The sequence below is a fragment of the Priestia sp. FSL H7-0729 genome (assembly GCF_038005685.1).
GTDB lineage: Bacteria > Bacillota > Bacilli > Paenibacillales > Paenibacillaceae > Paenibacillus.
Window position 1 is genome coordinate 89,230 of sequence record NZ_JBBOTQ010000011.1, and the last position, 16,863, is coordinate 106,092.

The following is a 16,863-nucleotide window of genomic DNA, read 5'->3' on the forward strand; positions in this document are numbered from 1 at the left end:
CTCCCTGCCTGTTCAAGAGTATGATTGGTCTCCAACTACTTCAGCGCAGCGTAAAGTTCATTAACTTCTTTCACATAATCGTCTCCGCCATTGTTCTTCCACAGAGCAACAGCATCTTCGAATCCTTTCTCATCAATCTGTCCTACGATATATTTGATTCGCGCATCGTTAATGATATTGTCCAGCTGCGGTCCTTTTTGGGCGTACACATCCGAGATCAGCGGTTCACCAGGGTTGGCAATGACAATCTCTTCGTTGGCTTTCTGTACCTGTGCAACTTTTTCACGGACAGGTGTCTGTTGCACGCGAAGGGTTTTGTCCTCCGGTACAAACATCAATATCTGATTCAAGCCCTGCAGATCGCGGAGAGCAAGCTTGTCAGTGGAAGGAATGATGTAGTTTTCTTTTTTCTCATACTGCTTGCCTTCCAGTCCATTCCCAAGCAGCGCCTGCAATTCTGGTTCATTGAGTTGATCCAGGAAGCGCAGTACCTTCTTCAGTTCCTCTTCCGTTTTGACACTGCCTTTGGAGATGGCAATCATTCCGGAATATCCGGACGTTGGCATATCACGCAGCCCCTTCGGACCTTCCATGGCTTGCAGCACATCCACACGTCCTGTCGCATTCGGATCTTTATCGAGTATCTTCTGATCCATACGCTGCGCATTATCTGCTACATCCACCATGACACCCGCTTGCCCGTTCACAAATGGATCAGGCAATTTCGTTGCATCCATCACGGCAAAATCCTTGTTCACCAGACCCTCGCTGTAGATCTGGCGGAAAAATTTCAGCGCTTCCATGTATTCTGGTGTCTCATGCGCAGGGATTAGCCCCCCGTTTCCATCCTCTCCCCATTTGTTGGGGGCACCGAACCACACCTGCATGTTATCCCATGGGCCCATGAATTTGCTGGCTACCAGACCGTACGTATCATCCTTTCCGTTACCATCCGGGTCATCCTTCGTGAACGCTTTCAATACATTGTAAAATTCATCAATCGTCTTCGGCTCTTCCAGCCCCAGATTCTCCAGCCAGTCCTTACGGATAGTCACCCCATTACGTCCCAGAGGGCGAGCCCGATATATCCCATACGTTTTGCCATCGATAGAGGCATTGTTGGTGATGATTTCATTCATCTGGCTCAGGTTCGGGTAGTCCTTCAGATAAGGACCCAGTTCCCAGAATGCTCCGGTTCGTGCCGCATTAATGAAACTCGGAGACTTCCCTAAGACCACCATAATCTGAGGCAGCTTACCCGAGGCAAGTGTAATATTGAATTTGTCCTCATAGGAACTGCTAGGGACCCATTGCAGATTAACATCAACCTTGGTCAATTCCTCCAGCTTCTGAATCACAGGGCTGTTGTCCGGCGGATTCTCCGCTTCAAAGTTCGGCAGCATAATCGTGAGCTGATCGGTGCCACCCGCAGCGGTCCCTGAATCTGCCTTGTCCGTGGAGCATGCGCCCAGAATTGTACTAAGTACCAGTGACGCCGAGAGTAACAGTGCCCCTTTTTTGAATCCCGTTTTTTGTCCCATACGTTCTCCCCCTTGGCTTTAGCCTTTGATTGAACCTAACATGACACCTTTGGCAAAATGCTTCTGCAAAAACGGATACACCAGCAAAATCGGAATGGTACCTACAACGATTACCGCCATTTTGATCGACTGCTCTGGTGGCTGTACAAAATTGGGGTCCATATTCGCCATATCTCCGACACTGGCTTGCGAGAGCAATACAATCTGTCTTAACATGACTTGCAGCGGCCATTTGTCACTGTCGGAAATGTAGAGCAGTGCCGAGAAAAAGTTGTTCCAATGTCCCACAGCGTAAAACAAGGCAAACGTAGCAATGACCGGCTTCGATAAAGGCAGTACGATTCGCCACAGCACGCCGAGATCCGAACAGCCGTCGATGCGGGCCGCTTCCTCCAGCCCGGGCGGCATTTGCTGAAAAAAGTTTTTGACTACTATTAAGTTAAAAGCGCTGATCGCGCCAGGAAGCATAAGGGCCCAGTAAGAATCGAGCAGTCCCAGTCCACGAATAACGAGATACGTCGGGATCATGCCACCGCCGAATAACATAGAGAAGATCACCATGTTCATCATGACGTTACGGCCCCAGAAGTCACTTCTGGATAGGGGATAGGCCATCGTCAGGGTGAAGAACAGATTCACCAGTGTACCTGCCACCGTGATGAAAATGGAAACACCAATGCTGCGAAAGATCGTGGACGATGAAAAGATATACTCATATGCACTGAAGGAAAACACCTTCGGAATGAGGAAAAAATGGCGTTCGGTAATCTCGGCTTCCGTTGCGAAAGAATTCCCTATAATATACAGGAACGGAAGGACAGTTAATATGCCCAGAATCCCCAGCATGACGTAATTGAAGATATCAAATACCTTGCCGGCAGGGCTGTTGTATAGACGGCTGTTCATGGGCGCTCCTCCTTAATAAATTCCGGGATGGCCGAATTTTTTCGCAAGTTTATTACTGCCAAGCACCAGGATAATCCCCACCACAGACTTGAATAGTCCAACAGCGGTACTGTAACTGAATGCACCTTGCGTAATCCCTACCGTGTACACATACGTATCAAATACGTCCGCTACATCCCGGTTGAGGGAGTTGGTCATCAGATAGATCTGCTCAAATCCGGTATCGAGGAAGTTCCCCAGTCTGAGAATGAGTAAAATGACTATGGTCGTACGAATGGCTGGAAGCGTGATATGCCACATCCGCCGTAATCGTCCGGCGCCATCCACAATGGAGGCTTCATATTGTTCCGTATCGACACCTGCGAGGGCTGCCAAGAAAATGATTGTGCCCCACCCCATCTCCTTCCACATCATCTGAACAATAATCAGCGGACGGAACGAACCCGGACTGGAGAGTACATCAATAGGCTTGCCTGTAATCCAGGCGATCAGGTCGTATAACACCCCGCCCTGCGGGGTAAGAAACACGTACGTGATACTGGCGATAATCACCATGGATACAAAATGGGGGACATAGACCAGCGTTTGAATCGTTCTTTTGAAGAAAGCGACCCTAATTTCATTTAATAATAAAGCTATAATGATCGGTGCCGGGAAAAAAAAGATCAGATCATACAGGGCAAGAACCAGCGTATTACGTAATAGTCGGAAGAAGTCCGGGTTGGAGAAAAAGTTCGTAAAGTTCTCTAGCCCCACCCAGTTGCTCTCCCGAATGCCAAGGAAAGGCTGGTAGTCCTGAAAGGCAATGATGATCCCCCACATAGGCAAGTATTTAAAGATGACAAAGTACAAAAAGCCAGGAAGCACAAGCACATATAACCATTTGTTTCGTTTGAACTGCCTTTTCCAGTTCGACTCTCGTCTCATTGAACTTGTGGCCATATCTGCTTGAGCAGTTGCCGTGGCGTTGGTGTTCCAGTCCGTCTTCCCGTTCATCACGTCTCCCCTTCCACAACATTGTAAGCGTTATCAATTTATCTGTTATTCAGACTATACAGCCTCTCGGTTTCCGGCAACCTTCATTTTTTGCATGGCTACGACATGATGGTCGAGAAGCCCGCTATAACGCCATTCTTCCTTGATATTGGACATATCGTAGCAGATAGAATTGCACATTTTTGCAGGTTTATCCTTCTTTGTATTACGGTAAAATAAGAAAAAAACGTCATCCGCTAAAGCTGGATGACGGTCAGAAATGAAAGACGGATAAACGGTTATTGTCCGAACCATTGCTCACGATACTGACTCGGGGTAACTCCCTCCTGTTTCTTGAAAATCCGATTAAAATAACTATGCTGATATCCTACAGCCACGGCAACATCATTGATTTTCATCGTTGACTCCCGTAACAATTGCTTCGCTGCATCCATTCTCACACGTGTCAGATAATCAATAAAATTAATGCCAGATACCTGTTTGAAAGCCTTGCTCAGTGCATAAGGTGTCATCTGCTCAGCGTCAGCGCAGTTTTCCAGCGAAATGTCGCTTCGGTAATGCGTATCGATATACAACATCGTTCGTTCGACCACCTGTTTCAGCGGTTCCTGGGATCGTGCTTCGATCTCTTGGATATACGGTGTGAATACCTCATTCATCATCCATTGTCTCATCTGGACAGGTTCACGAATACCGGATAGTCGTTCATACATGTTGCACCCACCAAACAGCTTGTAAGGTGTGACCCCCGTTTGCAGCATCATGTGCTGAATACTGCCGAGCAATTGCAGCATCATCTGCTGAACTTGGAATTCGGTACTTCCTGCCCTCGTAATCTCACTCATGAATTGCTCCAGCACACGTTCCGCTTCGGCTTGTTTGCCCAGTCTGACCGCCTGTAGCAACTCCCGTTCCAGCCCAAGCGGATAGGAAGCTGCTTCGTTTCTGCGGAAACACGCCTCATCCTCCAGATCGAGAATCTGACTTCCTTCCTCCACACTGCGATATGCCACGGCCTGTTCCATCTCGACGAATCGTCCGGGCAGTTCCTGAAGTGAGGCTGCTGGGCGGCTGATCATCAAGGTCACCTTCATTTTGAGCGTTCGTCCAATGACCTCCACGAGCTCCTGTCCCCATAACATCGCTTGTGACTTCACAGGTTCGTCCTGAGGAGCGATCACAAGCATGGCGGAAGACAGGTCATGAAAGTTCATGACACTGATCTGCCTGAAATGATTTTTTGCCACTTCCTGTGTGATATTCACTGCTGCAAAGGTGACTAAACCCGTGTCCTGGCTTCCAAATCTACCTTGCAGTTGCTCATATCCCGTAAAATACATCTGCACCAGCAAATACTGCTGACCCTCCAGTTCAAATCCGAGATGACGCATGCGCTGCTGGAGATCCTGCTCGTTATAGGCATATAGATGACCCTGTACAAGTTGTAAGACAAAGCTGTCGCGCAGATGGGGAAGCTGCTCCTGCAACTGGCGATGTGCCGCTACACTGCTGGAGGTCAGTTCGTTCCATTGTTGCTCCAGCAGCTCAAACTCGTCCAGCTTCTCATCCGTTGATATTGTTTCGTTTCGGACAGGCGTAAGCAGGTGCAGCATCCGTGCTACAGGCGAATAGATGCGGCGGGAAGCAAACCACGATAACAATAATCCCAGGATGAGACTGCCTGCACTCGCGATGACGATGATCTTGGATACCAGCTTGACTGGCGAAGTGACTGAGGTCAAAGGTGCAGCGGAAACATAGGTCCAGTCCGAATCAATTCGACTCAACGAGCCGTACGAGACGGAATAGGTCTGATCCTCATATCGGAACAGGAATGAACGGCTGTCTGCATGCAGGGCCACTTCTTCTTTTAGCTGCTGCTCAAAAGCAGAAGTCTCCCCCACCATTCCCGGATTCCCGGTAACCAATGTGTTGCCTTCCTGATCCATAAGGAACGTTAAACCTTCATCATAAGGAGTAAGCGTTTTCAATAAACTGGCGACTTTCTCGTTATCCAACGTAATAATCAGTGCACCAAATGGATTCATGCTCTCCCCCGGAATCTTATGTACAAGAACCAGTGCATTACCTGCATCCGTATGCAGTAGACTATTGTTGGTCGAAGGCGCCGTATCTCGGTTGATGCCCGAAACCCAGTCTGTCCAGTACACGTGGTTGCCCATGGAGAGGTATCGATCATACGCTTGTACCTTGGCTTCATCGTTCAATTCGGTATAATCCCGATTAAACAAGATCGGCTTCGGTTCATGCAAATACAGCTGTGCTGACTTGATCAACGGGTGGGAACCTTGTAATACATATAATGTAGTGACAATCTCCTGCGTTTCATTGAAATAATACACAAAATCCAGCGTTCGTAGTGCATTGCCAAACCTGGGTTCAAAAGCCCAATGAGATAAGTTCATCTCCAGATAGGCCAGTTGATCATCCACATTGCGTGCCCGATTCTCGATCTGGTTCTGATGCATCCGATTGAATTCGGTTTCCATCCGGCCAACCACCTGTTGATACATCACGATCCCTGTGATGAGCCCGGGAATGCTGGCAATGAGTAAAATAAGAATGAGACTGTTTCGATAAAATCGTCCCTTATGCCTTCCCGATTTTAAATCGGATAACCGCTTAAATCTGCCAAATATTCGATCACTCCTTGTCGGTTCCATCGCTGCTCACCTGCCTGCCTGCTTGCATCGGGTCTGACTGTCATGGAAACTTCCTCAACTCCCCTGAGAATATATGGATGAAATCCTTTTCTTGTATTATACGCACAATCTTCAGGTGAATGAAACGATCTGTAACCGATCATTTTTTTAACCAATGTTTTATTAACATGACAAAATGGATTACAATGAGATAAAGCAAACTTGAAGGAGGCCTTTTTAATGAAAGAACAGATTTACTTTGAACAAAATAGAGAAAAACACCTGGCAGAACTGAATGAATGGTTGTCCATTCCGAGTATCTCCGCCATTTCAGAGCATAAAGAGGATGTTAATCGTGCAGCACAATGGGCAGCAGATGCGCTCACACGTGCAGGTATGGAAAACGTAGAGGTCATTCAAACGGCTGGACATCCGATTGTCTATGCAGATCACCTGCATGCCCCCGGCAAACCGACAGCCCTGATCTACGGTCACTATGATGTACAACCTGTTGATCCGCTTAACCTGTGGGAGACACCTCCTTTCGAACCTACCGTTCGTGATGGCAAGCTGTTCGCTCGTGGTGCAACGGATGACAAAGGACAGATTTTCCTACATATCAAGGCAGTAGAAGCCATTCTCGCCGAAAACAAAGAACTGCCGGTTAACGTTAAGTTCTGCATCGAAGGCGAAGAGGAAATCTCCAGCCCGAACCTGCCCATCTATCTGAATGACAATACGGACAAGCTGCGTGCAGACATGGTACTGATCTCGGATACATCCCTGCTTGAAAAAGGAAAACCTGCGATCTCCACTGGCCTGCGTGGCCTATGCTCGCTTCACGTGGATCTGAACACAGCCAATACCGACTTGCACTCCGGTTCATTTGGTGGTGGTGTACCGAACGCACTGCACGCACTCGTATCCCTGCTCGCTTCGTTGCATGATGAGCAAGGCCGTGTAAGTGTAGATGGTTTCTACGATGGCGTTCTGCCACTGTCTCCTGAGATGAGAGAAGAATTTGTGAAACAGGGCTTCAATGAAGAACAGCTTCGTCAAGACCTCGGACTGGAACAATTGTACGGCGAAGAAGGTTACTCGTTCGTGGAACGTGTTGGCGCTCGTCCAACATTGGAACTGAACGGCGTATGGGGTGGTTTCCAAGGTGAAGGCAGCAAAACGGTTATTCCGAAGGAAGCTCATGCCAAAATCACCTGCCGCCTCGTGGCGGACCAAGATCCACAACATGTATTGGATCGTATCGAAGCACATCTGCGCGCTCATGTTCAACCGGGTGCAACGCTTCATGTGAAACAGATCGAGAAAGCTTTTGCTTTCAACACCGATCCTTCCAATCCCATCCTGCAAAAAGCGGCAGATGCGTATGAGCACGTGTACGGCGTTCGTGCCCTCTTTACCAAAGATGGTGGCTCCATTCCGATTGTAGAGAAGCTCTCACGTGTACTCGAAATCCCTGCTGTCATGATGGGCTTTGGTTTGCCGGATGAGAATCTGCATGCACCAAACGAGCATTTCAACCTGGAGAATTTTGATAAAGGGTTGTTGACGATTGTTCGGTTTTTGAAAAGTTTGTAATCATCGCGTTTAAAACCAGTTCATGCTGAGATCGTGCGGACGTGACGTTCCGGTGCCGAATCGTTCTTTAGATCGCTGTTATCGTCGGATTTTTTTGGATTCCCCTTCTCAAAGGGTAAAATCCGACGATAAAGGCGAGCGCTCCGCTTCTTCAGAATCGATTTCGTCCCCTCCACTACGTTGCAGCTCTCGCGGACTGATTTTAGGATTGATCCTAACTTTTTATATGGGTTAGGTAATAAGGAGAACAAAAGAACGGCCTTCGGGTCGTTCTTTTTTGATTTGATTTTTTTCATTTGTTTTCTTGTGTTTTTGTTGCTTTGTTACTTTGGGGTTTTGAGGCTTTGGCGAATATGTAGTTTTTTTCAATGGCTGTTTTCATGATGGAGACTTGCTTTTATCGGGCACCAGTAATAGGGAAAGAATTAAAAAACATTGGCTGATGGCGACTCTTTGAATGTTGTCTCAATCGTTATGTATTAACTTGCTTTATCAGGGCTGCTTTAAAGGATTGGGTGTGAATTTGATGGGTTAGTGTAGCAGATAATCAAAACGATGGGCTTCGGGCTCTCGGGCTGTATTTTTGATTTTTTCTTCTTCACTCGTTGTAGTTCTTCCTATGACTGATTTTATAGACGGAGTCTTGGTCTGAATGGTTTAGTGTATTAGAGATAACATACGCGACGGCTTATCAGCTCTTTTAGATGGACTTGGTATTTTCACTAGGTTCCAAGTTTCCGCTTTACTTTTACTTCTGATTCTTTATGGTGAATGATTTTGATGAGGCCTGACTTTTAAAGGGTTGTGATCGTCAGATTATAAGTGAAGGACTTCGGCATTTGGTTTGGAACGGTTGATATCTGGAATATCCACTGGTGGAGTCACATGGTGCGGATCGGGTAACAAATGCCTTAATAGCTATAGGTGCCCTGCTTCACTACAAGGGTGGTCAGCCACGGGGATATCTGAATGGGAGGATCTTTCGGGATTCCTGCGTTTTGACTTGCTTATGTTCAGCGACTTCGCTTTGGGGCTTTTGCCATGAGTGTTTACCTGCTGTTGCGCCCAAGCAAGCTAATCCAAAATGATGAGGTGATTATTGTGTCTGCTTCTCACCTAACCAAACATGCGCTGGCTTACTCGCTTAAATCACTGATGGAGCATACTCCGCTGAACAAGATTACAGTCAAACATCTGGTGGATCATTGCGGATTGAATCGGCAAACCTTTTATTATCATTTTCAGGATATTTACGCGCTGCTTGGGTGGATCTATCAGACTGAAGCGGTGGAGAGTCTTACGGAGTACCGAAGCTACAACACATGGACGGACGGATTCTATACAATCTTTTGTTACATCGAGAACAACAAAACGTTCTGTTGCAATACACTCGACTCGCTCGGGCGCACCCACTTGGATACATACCTCTATGAAGTAACCTATGATCTGATCATGGGTGTTATTGATGAGTTGACTTGCGGGATTAAGGTCCGCAGTGAGGACAAAGAGTTCGTCGCGAACTTTTATACCTTGGCCTTCACCGGGCTGATCATTCAATGGATGAGGGGCGGCATGCAAGAACCGCCAAAACAGATTATCGAGAAACTCAGTGAGCTGATCGAAGGCAGTGTCCTGAGGGCTCTGCACAAGTATGAGAATAAGCTGCCATCCAATTAGGATAGGCGGCTTTTTTTACATGTGTTCCAAGCATGATCTTTAGACACTTTTTCAAAAGTGACCAAAAATTGGACACTCTCGTTCTTTTGATCATACCTTTCAGGATCCCCAGGGTTTACATTAGGGATGTGATTACAGAACCTTTTGGAGGCGAATTGATCGTGAAGAAAGAACACGGTAATAAACAGGTCTATTTTGTAGGCGGCGGCATTGCATCATTGGCGGGTGCAGCTTATCTAGTCAGAGATTGTGGCTTTCCAGGACAACACATTCACATTATCGAAGAAATGCCGATTCTCGGTGGCAGCAATGATGGCGCTGGTAATCCCGATCAAGGATATATCATCCGCGGCGGGCGAATGCTCAATGACGAGGCTTATGAGAATCTGTGGGAGTTGTTGGCGTCCATCCCTTCCATCGACCGTCCGGGCATATCTGTCCGACAGGAGATTACCGAATTTGACGATGCCAATCCCACACATTCCAATGCGCGGCTCATTAACCGTGACGGCAAGGTCGAAGATGTGCTCTCCATGGGTTTTGATATGGCCGACCGTCTTGCGATGGGCAAACTGATTATTACTCCTGAAGACATGCTGGGTAAACTGCGAATCAACGACTGGTTTGGCCCACACTTTTTCCAAACGAACTTCTGGTATATGTGGGCGACCACCTTTGCCTTCCAACCTTGGCACAGTGCCGTGGAATTCAAAAGATACATGCTTCGCTTTTTTCACGAATTCCCAAGAATTCAGACGCTGGAAGGTGTCACCCGCACACCGTTCAACCAATATGACTCAATTATCCTGCCACTCTATAATTACCTGGAACCGTTTGGCGTTGATTTTACGCTGAAATGTACCGTAACAGATCTGGATTTCGAAGACGGCGACAGCATTACGGTAAATCGGATGCATGTGCTCAGGGGAGGTATAGAGGAAGTCATTAACATCCACGAAGGCGATCTGGTCATAGTCACCAACGGCTCGATGACCGAAGGGGCTGATATCGGCTCCATGACTTCCGCACCGAAACTGAATGGCAAGGGCAGCTCATGGAAGCTGTGGGAGAACATTGCCGCCAAGAAACCGATACTGGGCAACCCTTCATCTTTTGACGATCATGTGCATGAGTCCAAATGGGAGTCGTTTACGGTCACCTTCCAGGATTCGGTCTTCTTTGATCTGATGGAGAAATTCACACGCAACCGGGCAGGTACAGGCGCTCTGGTTACTTTCAAGGATTCCAGTTGGTTCATGTCCGTCGTTCTGGCTTTCCAGCCGCATTTCCGCGGCCAGCCCGAGCATGTCAACGTATTCTGGGGATACGGATTATACCCGGATAACGCGGGTGACTACGTGAAGAAAAGAATGAGCGATTGTACCGGGGAAGAGATTATGCAGGAGTTAATTGGCCATCTTCGTTTCCAAGAACACCAAGAAGCTATCATGGCTACCGCCAACTGTATTCCATGCATGATGCCTTATATTACAGCCCAATTCATGCCTAGACTGAACAGCGATAGACCGAAGGTTGTGCCTGAAGGCTCTACCAACCTGGCCTTCATCAGCCAATTCTGCGAGATTCCCGATGACGTGGTATTCACCGAAGAATATTCAGTCCGGGCAGCACGAATCGCCGTCTATACTCTACTCGGAGAGAACCGTCCGATTGAGCCGATTAACCAGTACCAGTATGATGTTCGGACGCTGTTCAGCAGTTTTGTGACATCGTTTAGATAACTGTTTAGCATGAGGATTCAGGCATAACAAAAGCTTGATTCTCGTCGAACGAGTTAAATCGAGTCAATAAATGAATCGTGGTGAATACGTCTGATTCTGGATTGAAAGGTCGTTTTATAAAGCAAATAGAGAGTTCCGTCAGTGATGACAGGACTCTCTATTTCATGTACTCCTTTACTATCTGAGCCCGACACATAAATAACCTTCATCGAGATCGGCAACTACCAACTGTCGTCTAAAGAACCTCACAAGCCTTATTGCTCGTAATTTCGCAGGTTTGAAAATCTAACGAATCGTAGACGCCTTATTTGTACTGTAGGCTTGATCTTGTATCAGATTATCGCTAAATGGCATTACATAGCGTGTCTGAGATTCGTTATATTTTGTATGACAGCGAAATCATTCAAATAAGGCTTCACAGATTCGTTAGCACTAAGCGGCCTTCGGAGAAAACTACTTATGAGAAAAGGAATCGTAGTGATAGGTTGTTGTTGATATCCTAGTCCATTATGTGCGGAATGTCGTAAATTTCAGCATGTGCACAAGCTTGGAGAAATGTGTGATTTCCTGTTGGACTCCAGAAGTATCTGTCCCCGCCATGGCCTGATTCGCCCGCAATGTTCTGCGGGTGTTCAGCATACCTTCGATCAATTTCATGACCGTGTTGCGTCCGCGATGATCGACAATCATATACTTTTTGCGTGCGTCCAGCTCTACCCACACGATATTGCTGAATGATGTGAACAGATGCTTGCGGTACAGCTCCATATCGGTCTCATTGTAATGCTCGCCATAAAAGGCATAGTATCCGTGTATGTGCAACTTCTCCGCCAACACTGTGATGAACGGATCATTTTCGAGCATAGCGTTACGTTCCATGTTTCACGCCTCCGTTATGCGTGATCCGCAGATCCCGTCTTTTTGAGATCTATTTTAACATATTGTGCAAGGTGTTGCCTCTCCGCAAACATTTCCATGCTACAACTTACTCACCAACCCGTCTGCCCTTCACCCACACAACCTCAATATCCAGCTCCGCATTCAGCAAAACGATATCTGCCTGTTTTCCTTGAGCCAGGGAACCTGTCCGGTGATCAATGCCCAGCAGGCGTGCCGGGGTCAGACTTGCTGCACGTGATGCAGCGTTCAGACTCAAGCCCACTTCCTGTACCAGGTAACGGAAACCGCGGATCATCGTCAGTGTACTTCCGGCCAGTGCGCCGCCGTCCTTCAGTCTGGCCTCACCATGCTTCACGATGACGGGCAGATCACCGATCTTGTATTCCCCGTCATCTAATCCCGCAGCAGACATAGCATCTGTGATCAACACGAGTTGATCGTTATGTTGCTTCAGCTGAGCGAGGATCGAGATCGCCGCAGGGTGTACATGAATACCATCGGCAATCACCTCGGCACTGATTCGTGGATCACTCAGCACAGCTCCGGCAGCCCCGGGTAACCGGTGATGCAGCGGAGTCATGGCATTGAATGTATGTACTGCATGATGCAGTCCGGCTTCCACTGCCCGCTCCACCTCTTCATAGGTCGCATCGGTGTGGCCGAGTGCCGCTGTAATCCGCTGTTCACGCAGCCATGAGATCACTTCCAGTGCGCCTTCACGTTCCGGTGCCAACGTAACTTGACGGATTAGGCCTGGATACTGCTTCTCCCATGCTTTAAGCCAGGATACATCGGGAAGAATGATATGTTCCGGATTTTGCGCACCAGGCCATTTCGGACTGAAAAAGGGACCTTCCAAGTGTACACCCTCAAGCTGTGCATATGGCATTTTGCCTGAACGGTAGCGGTCCACTTCAGCAAGTACGCTGTCCAGTCGCTCTTTCGGAGCGGTCATGGAAGTCGCAAGCATCGCTGTTGTTCCCTGCGTACTATGAAAAGAAGTGATCTTGTCCAACACCTCCGGACTTGCGTCCATAAAGTCTTCTCCGTTCCCACCATGCACATGGATATCAATGAATCCAGGCACAATGAGGCCGCGTTCCGGGACAGGTATGGGCGCAACCTCTCTCCGGATTTGTTCGGACAGACCTTCCGGTATCCCAGCATAAAGGATCTTCCCATCCCTCCAAGCTAATACACCGTCTTCCAATATCTCATCTGTAAGGAGCATCCTGCCTCGGAGAAGCGAAATATTTTCATCATACCGGCTCACAGGTTCACGGCTATTCGTTCCGGTCATCTCACCAGCCTCCCTGCTGCACGGTCCAGCAATACCACCACATTTGGATGACATTGCAATAGCGATGCGGGACAGGCCGTTGTGATCGGGCCCATGAATGCTTCGCGAATAATCTCGGCTTTTTCCTCGCCACGGGCAATGAGCAGAATTTGTTTGGCTTTTAAAATGGTACCAACACCCATTGTAATCGCCTGAGCCGGAACTTCGTCGATGCTGTCAAAGAAGCGCGCGTTTGCCTTTCGCGTCTCGGCTTTCAGATCCACGACATGCGTTCTTCCTGTAAGTTCAGTTCCCGGTTCATTGAAGCCAATATGACCATTATGTCCAATGCCCAGCAGTTGCAGATCTACAGGTCCACGATCGTCCAGCCGCTGTTCATAGGATTTACATTCCTGTTCCAGATCGACAGCCTGACCATCAGGTACATGCGTTCTCGCAAGATCCATATCAATATGATGGAATAATTGTTCGTTCATGAAACTGCGGTAACTTTCGCGATGTTCTGTTGGAAGTCCAACATACTCATCGAGATTAAAAGAAGAAGCCTGTGAGAAGCTAACCAGCCCCTTCTGGTACAACGTGATAAGCTGTTTATATATGCCTACAGGAGAACTTCCTGTCGCAAGTCCCAATACAGCTCGTGGTTTGGTCTGCAACAAACTGGCAATGACGCCAGCACCCGTGGCGTTTAAATCTTCTTCATTTTCAAAAATGCGGATATTCATCTTCATCTGTCAGGCACCTCCGTTGTGTTGTACGCGATAGGACTGCACGTTGTGATAGGATTGTTCCAATCTGGGTATAAAACGGTCGAAGTCGGCACTTACCATGCCTGTGAACAAAATATCGATCACATGCAGCAGTGCAATGCGTGAAGCCATATCTCCACGCCTCATGCCTTCCTCAAGAGATGAGGTGAACAGTGGAATGTCGGATACCGTTGCGAGTGTGTTACTGCCATAGGAAGTCAGTGAAATCGTAGAAGCTCCGGCCTGTTTAGCACAATGCAGCGCATCAATGGTTTCGGGTGTTTCTCCTGAATAGGATACGGCCATCGCCACATCTCCCTCAGCGAGCGAAGATGCCGAGGTAATCTGCATATGGGAGTCGGAGAAAGCAGTACAACTTTTGCCAATCCGCACCAATTTCTGATAGAAATCCTGTGTAACAATGGACGAGGTCGCCACACCGTACAGATCAATGCGGCGAGCCTGGCACAATAACTGCACGGCATGCTCCAGTCTGCCCAGATCCAGCAAACGGGTCGTATCTGCAATCGACGCGAGGTGATTGGCTTCAATTGCTTCAACAATTTTGGAGAGCGGGTTGCCCGCGACAATATCCTGATACGCCGTTTCATCAGAAGCGTGGGACAATTCTGCGGCGAGCTTCATTTTGAAATCGGGGAAGCCTTTGAAATGAAACGACTTGCAAAAGCGGGTCACCGTCGCCGCACTTGTGCCACTCTGCTCTGCCAGATGACTGATCGTCCAGCCGGGAATATCCGATGGAGATTGCATAATGACTTCCGCAATACGGCGCTCCTGAGACGGAAGGTTATTCAGTTCTTGCTGCAACGCACGTAATATGGCTGCCATAAGGCCCTCACTTTTATGAAAATTATTTTTATATATTTTTAAATAAATAAGAAAATCATTTTTATAACTTTATTTTAATCAAGACGATCCTGCAAATCAAGAGCAATTTCCCACGACTTTCGCAATGATACTGAACGTGTATAGAAACTCACCTGCTTGATACACATCATAGGTATCCTTTATATTGAAAATCGAGACATGATCGTATTAAAAAAAGGAGCGATTCAATGAATCGAAGACAACGGAAAAAACTTATTCCTTCCATCTGGATTATTGCTACCAAACAAACAGAAGGACACGCCTATTATGCCCTCTATGCCATCGACTGGAAACGCGGAGGTCGGCTCAGTTGGGAAGGCTGGAGTCAGCTCGAAGACCTGCTGCAATTTCATATTCGAATCAAACGAAAAGCTGGAGGACGGAGAACCTCTTCTATATCTGCGGCCAAAATAGCAAAAAGAGCGCTCCATCTTCAATTAAACGAAGCACAGTTCGAGGAACTGGAGCAGCTCTTTTATCAGCCATTTTCGAAGAAAAGATGGAGGACGTTCCTTCGAATGAATAGGGGGCTATAAGTGATAAAATGATATCAATTCGCTTGTTTCATTTTTTCACGCTAAAACAAAAAAGCCTCTTCCCTTCTTTAGATAAAGAAATAGGAAAGACTTTCGAGATACTAAGATTTAACTCGTTCTAATTCATGTCATCATATCGTTTTAAGAACGTGCTGACTAAGCCGGGTACCGTCATTTGATGAACGGATTGGTTCTCAATCTCCTCCGCCAGATCGTCATCTGTGAGAGAAACAAAGAACGTAATATCTGCTTTGGTTTGTCCATATCGGGCAAAAACGTCATCTGTTGTCTCATTCACAACTTTGGCGATGATTCGAATGATCTCATCCTTATACTCCTGAACTTCTTCTGTTGCATACAACAATCGGCTGATGTGATTAAAGTGTGTATCCTCGCCATATTGATATTCGGAGCAGCCCCATCTGTAATAGATCTCGTCCTCCTCACTATCACACAGTCCTTGCTCTTTCATATTCGAAATATGCCTCGCCAGGGACTCTTCTGTATTTACCGCCATAAACAGCGTTACCCAATCACTGTCCGTGCCAAATGCACAAGCATATACTTTTTCATGCTGCACTTTAGCCAGCGTTTGTTCCAGATCGGGGAGAAACCCCGCTCTAAATTGTTTTTCAAATTCACTTAAGAAACGGTCCATTCAGCTCGTCCTTTCATGTTTTATATAAGAATACCGAATCGTTACACTTGCCACTTCGCTGACAGAATAACCTTCTGATCGCTGTTATCCCCAGATTTCTTGAATCACTTTTATATAAGTGGAAATCTGCGGATAAAGGCGAACGCTCCGCTTCTTCAGGTCATTTCTGCCCAAACCCAATTTGTTCAAGCTATTGTTTCACTTTCAAGCCTTACCTACAATCTCGTCTACTTCATATATGTAAATCATTATGGCCTAGTAAAATAATGAAAACAAGCGATGCTACGTTTCGAATAGTTCCTCAATTTATTGTTAGTTCCCTCAATCCATGGTCCATACCAGCAAAAAAGCCTTGCCCCATTCTTCATGACAAAGAATAGAGAAAGGCTTTCATGCTGCTACTTCATCCTAACTGCAATTCGCAGGCTAAATCTTCAGTTCTCCAAGCTTAATCAGCTCGACAACTGCCTGCGAACGACCCTTAACATTGAGTTTCTGCATCACATTCGAAATATGGTTACGCACCGTTTTCTCGCTGATGAATAACTGCCCTGCGATGTCACGCGTTGTTTTGTCTTGAACCAGTAATTCGAATACTTCGCGTTCACGGTGGGTCAACAAAAATTTGCTTTTATGATCGATACCCTTCAATGTTCACCCCTCCTTGCTCGGGTTGTTTGGTGTAACAAGGTTAAGGGGATACAGTCAACT

At 47.1% G+C, this 16,863-nt stretch carries 14 protein-coding genes; 4 read left to right on the forward strand and 10 right to left on the reverse strand.

Annotated features, from left to right (window positions below; translation table 11 throughout):
- Positions 1 to 35: 35 nt before the first annotated feature.
- The 4 genes from MHH93_RS21655 to MHH93_RS21670 all read right to left on the reverse strand — a co-directional run bounded on the left by MHH93_RS21655 (position 36) and on the right by MHH93_RS21670 (position 5,953).
- On the reverse strand, positions 36 to 1,541 hold the full coding sequence (locus tag MHH93_RS21655; RefSeq protein WP_500055704.1) for an extracellular solute-binding protein: 1,506 nt from the start codon (positions 1,539 to 1,541) through the stop codon (positions 36 to 38).
- 18 nt (positions 1,542 to 1,559) lie between these two features.
- Positions 1,560 to 2,447 (reverse strand): carbohydrate ABC transporter permease, encoded by an 888-nt coding sequence (locus MHH93_RS21660; RefSeq protein ID WP_500055705.1) that lies wholly within the window; start codon positions 2,445 to 2,447, stop codon positions 1,560 to 1,562.
- Between the two features lie 12 nt (positions 2,448 to 2,459).
- The gene (locus MHH93_RS21665; RefSeq protein ID WP_500055766.1) at positions 2,460 to 3,389 is read right to left on the reverse strand and encodes an ABC transporter permease; all 930 of its coding nucleotides are present in this window, start codon (positions 3,387 to 3,389) and stop codon (positions 2,460 to 2,462) included.
- A 332-nt stretch (positions 3,390 to 3,721) separates the two neighbouring features.
- Positions 3,722 to 5,953, reverse strand: a complete 2,232-nt coding sequence (locus tag MHH93_RS21670) for an AraC family transcriptional regulator (protein WP_500055706.1) — start codon at positions 5,951 to 5,953, stop codon at positions 3,722 to 3,724.
- Between the two features lie 393 nt (positions 5,954 to 6,346).
- On the opposite strand from MHH93_RS21670, the gene MHH93_RS21675 reads away from it, so the two are divergent.
- From MHH93_RS21675 to MHH93_RS21685, 3 genes are all read left to right on the forward strand, one after another.
- Entirely contained in the window at positions 6,347 to 7,702 is a 1,356-nt protein-coding gene (locus MHH93_RS21675) for a dipeptidase (protein ID WP_500055707.1), read from the forward strand.
- Between the two features lie 1,041 nt (positions 7,703 to 8,743).
- The gene (locus MHH93_RS21680; RefSeq protein WP_500055708.1) at positions 8,744 to 9,379 is read left to right on the forward strand and encodes a TetR-like C-terminal domain-containing protein; all 636 of its coding nucleotides are present in this window, start codon (positions 8,744 to 8,746) and stop codon (positions 9,377 to 9,379) included.
- Between the two features lie 161 nt (positions 9,380 to 9,540).
- Positions 9,541 to 11,121: an oleate hydratase gene (locus tag MHH93_RS21685; RefSeq protein WP_500055709.1), complete on the forward strand. Its 1,581-nt coding sequence runs from the start codon at positions 9,541 to 9,543 to the stop codon at positions 11,119 to 11,121.
- A gap of 507 nt (positions 11,122 to 11,628) precedes the next feature.
- Here the strand turns inward: MHH93_RS21685 and MHH93_RS21690 are convergent.
- The 4 genes from MHH93_RS21690 to MHH93_RS21705 all read right to left on the reverse strand — a co-directional run bounded on the left by MHH93_RS21690 (position 11,629) and on the right by MHH93_RS21705 (position 14,919).
- Positions 11,629 to 12,000, reverse strand: a complete 372-nt coding sequence (locus MHH93_RS21690; protein WP_278298463.1) for a hypothetical protein — start codon at positions 11,998 to 12,000, stop codon at positions 11,629 to 11,631.
- 106 nt (positions 12,001 to 12,106) lie between these two features.
- A complete protein-coding gene (gene nagA, locus MHH93_RS21695; RefSeq protein ID WP_500055710.1) occupies positions 12,107 to 13,321 on the reverse strand; it encodes an N-acetylglucosamine-6-phosphate deacetylase in 1,215 nt (404 codons plus the stop codon).
- Positions 13,318 to 14,046, reverse strand: coding sequence for a glucosamine-6-phosphate deaminase (nagB, locus tag MHH93_RS21700; protein ID WP_500055767.1), 729 nt, complete (start codon positions 14,044 to 14,046; stop codon positions 13,318 to 13,320). The genes nagA and nagB overlap by 4 nt, the downstream gene beginning before the upstream one ends.
- A gap of 9 nt (positions 14,047 to 14,055) precedes the next feature.
- Positions 14,056 to 14,919 (reverse strand): MurR/RpiR family transcriptional regulator, encoded by an 864-nt coding sequence (locus tag MHH93_RS21705; RefSeq protein ID WP_500055711.1) that lies wholly within the window; start codon positions 14,917 to 14,919, stop codon positions 14,056 to 14,058.
- Positions 14,920 to 15,146: 227 nt separating this feature from the next.
- Here MHH93_RS21705 and MHH93_RS21710 point away from each other — a divergent pair, with 227 nt between their 5' ends.
- Positions 15,147 to 15,494 (forward strand): hypothetical protein, encoded by a 348-nt coding sequence (locus MHH93_RS21710; RefSeq protein ID WP_500055712.1) that lies wholly within the window; start codon positions 15,147 to 15,149, stop codon positions 15,492 to 15,494.
- A 118-nt stretch (positions 15,495 to 15,612) separates the two neighbouring features.
- On the opposite strand, the gene MHH93_RS21715 is transcribed toward MHH93_RS21710, so the two are convergent.
- Positions 15,613 to 16,152 (reverse strand): DUF4303 domain-containing protein, encoded by a 540-nt coding sequence (locus MHH93_RS21715; protein WP_500055713.1) that lies wholly within the window; start codon positions 16,150 to 16,152, stop codon positions 15,613 to 15,615.
- Between the two features lie 426 nt (positions 16,153 to 16,578).
- Positions 16,579 to 16,803, reverse strand: a complete 225-nt coding sequence (locus tag MHH93_RS21720; RefSeq protein ID WP_017692532.1) for a helix-turn-helix domain-containing protein — start codon at positions 16,801 to 16,803, stop codon at positions 16,579 to 16,581.
- Positions 16,804 to 16,863 lie beyond the last annotated feature (60 nt).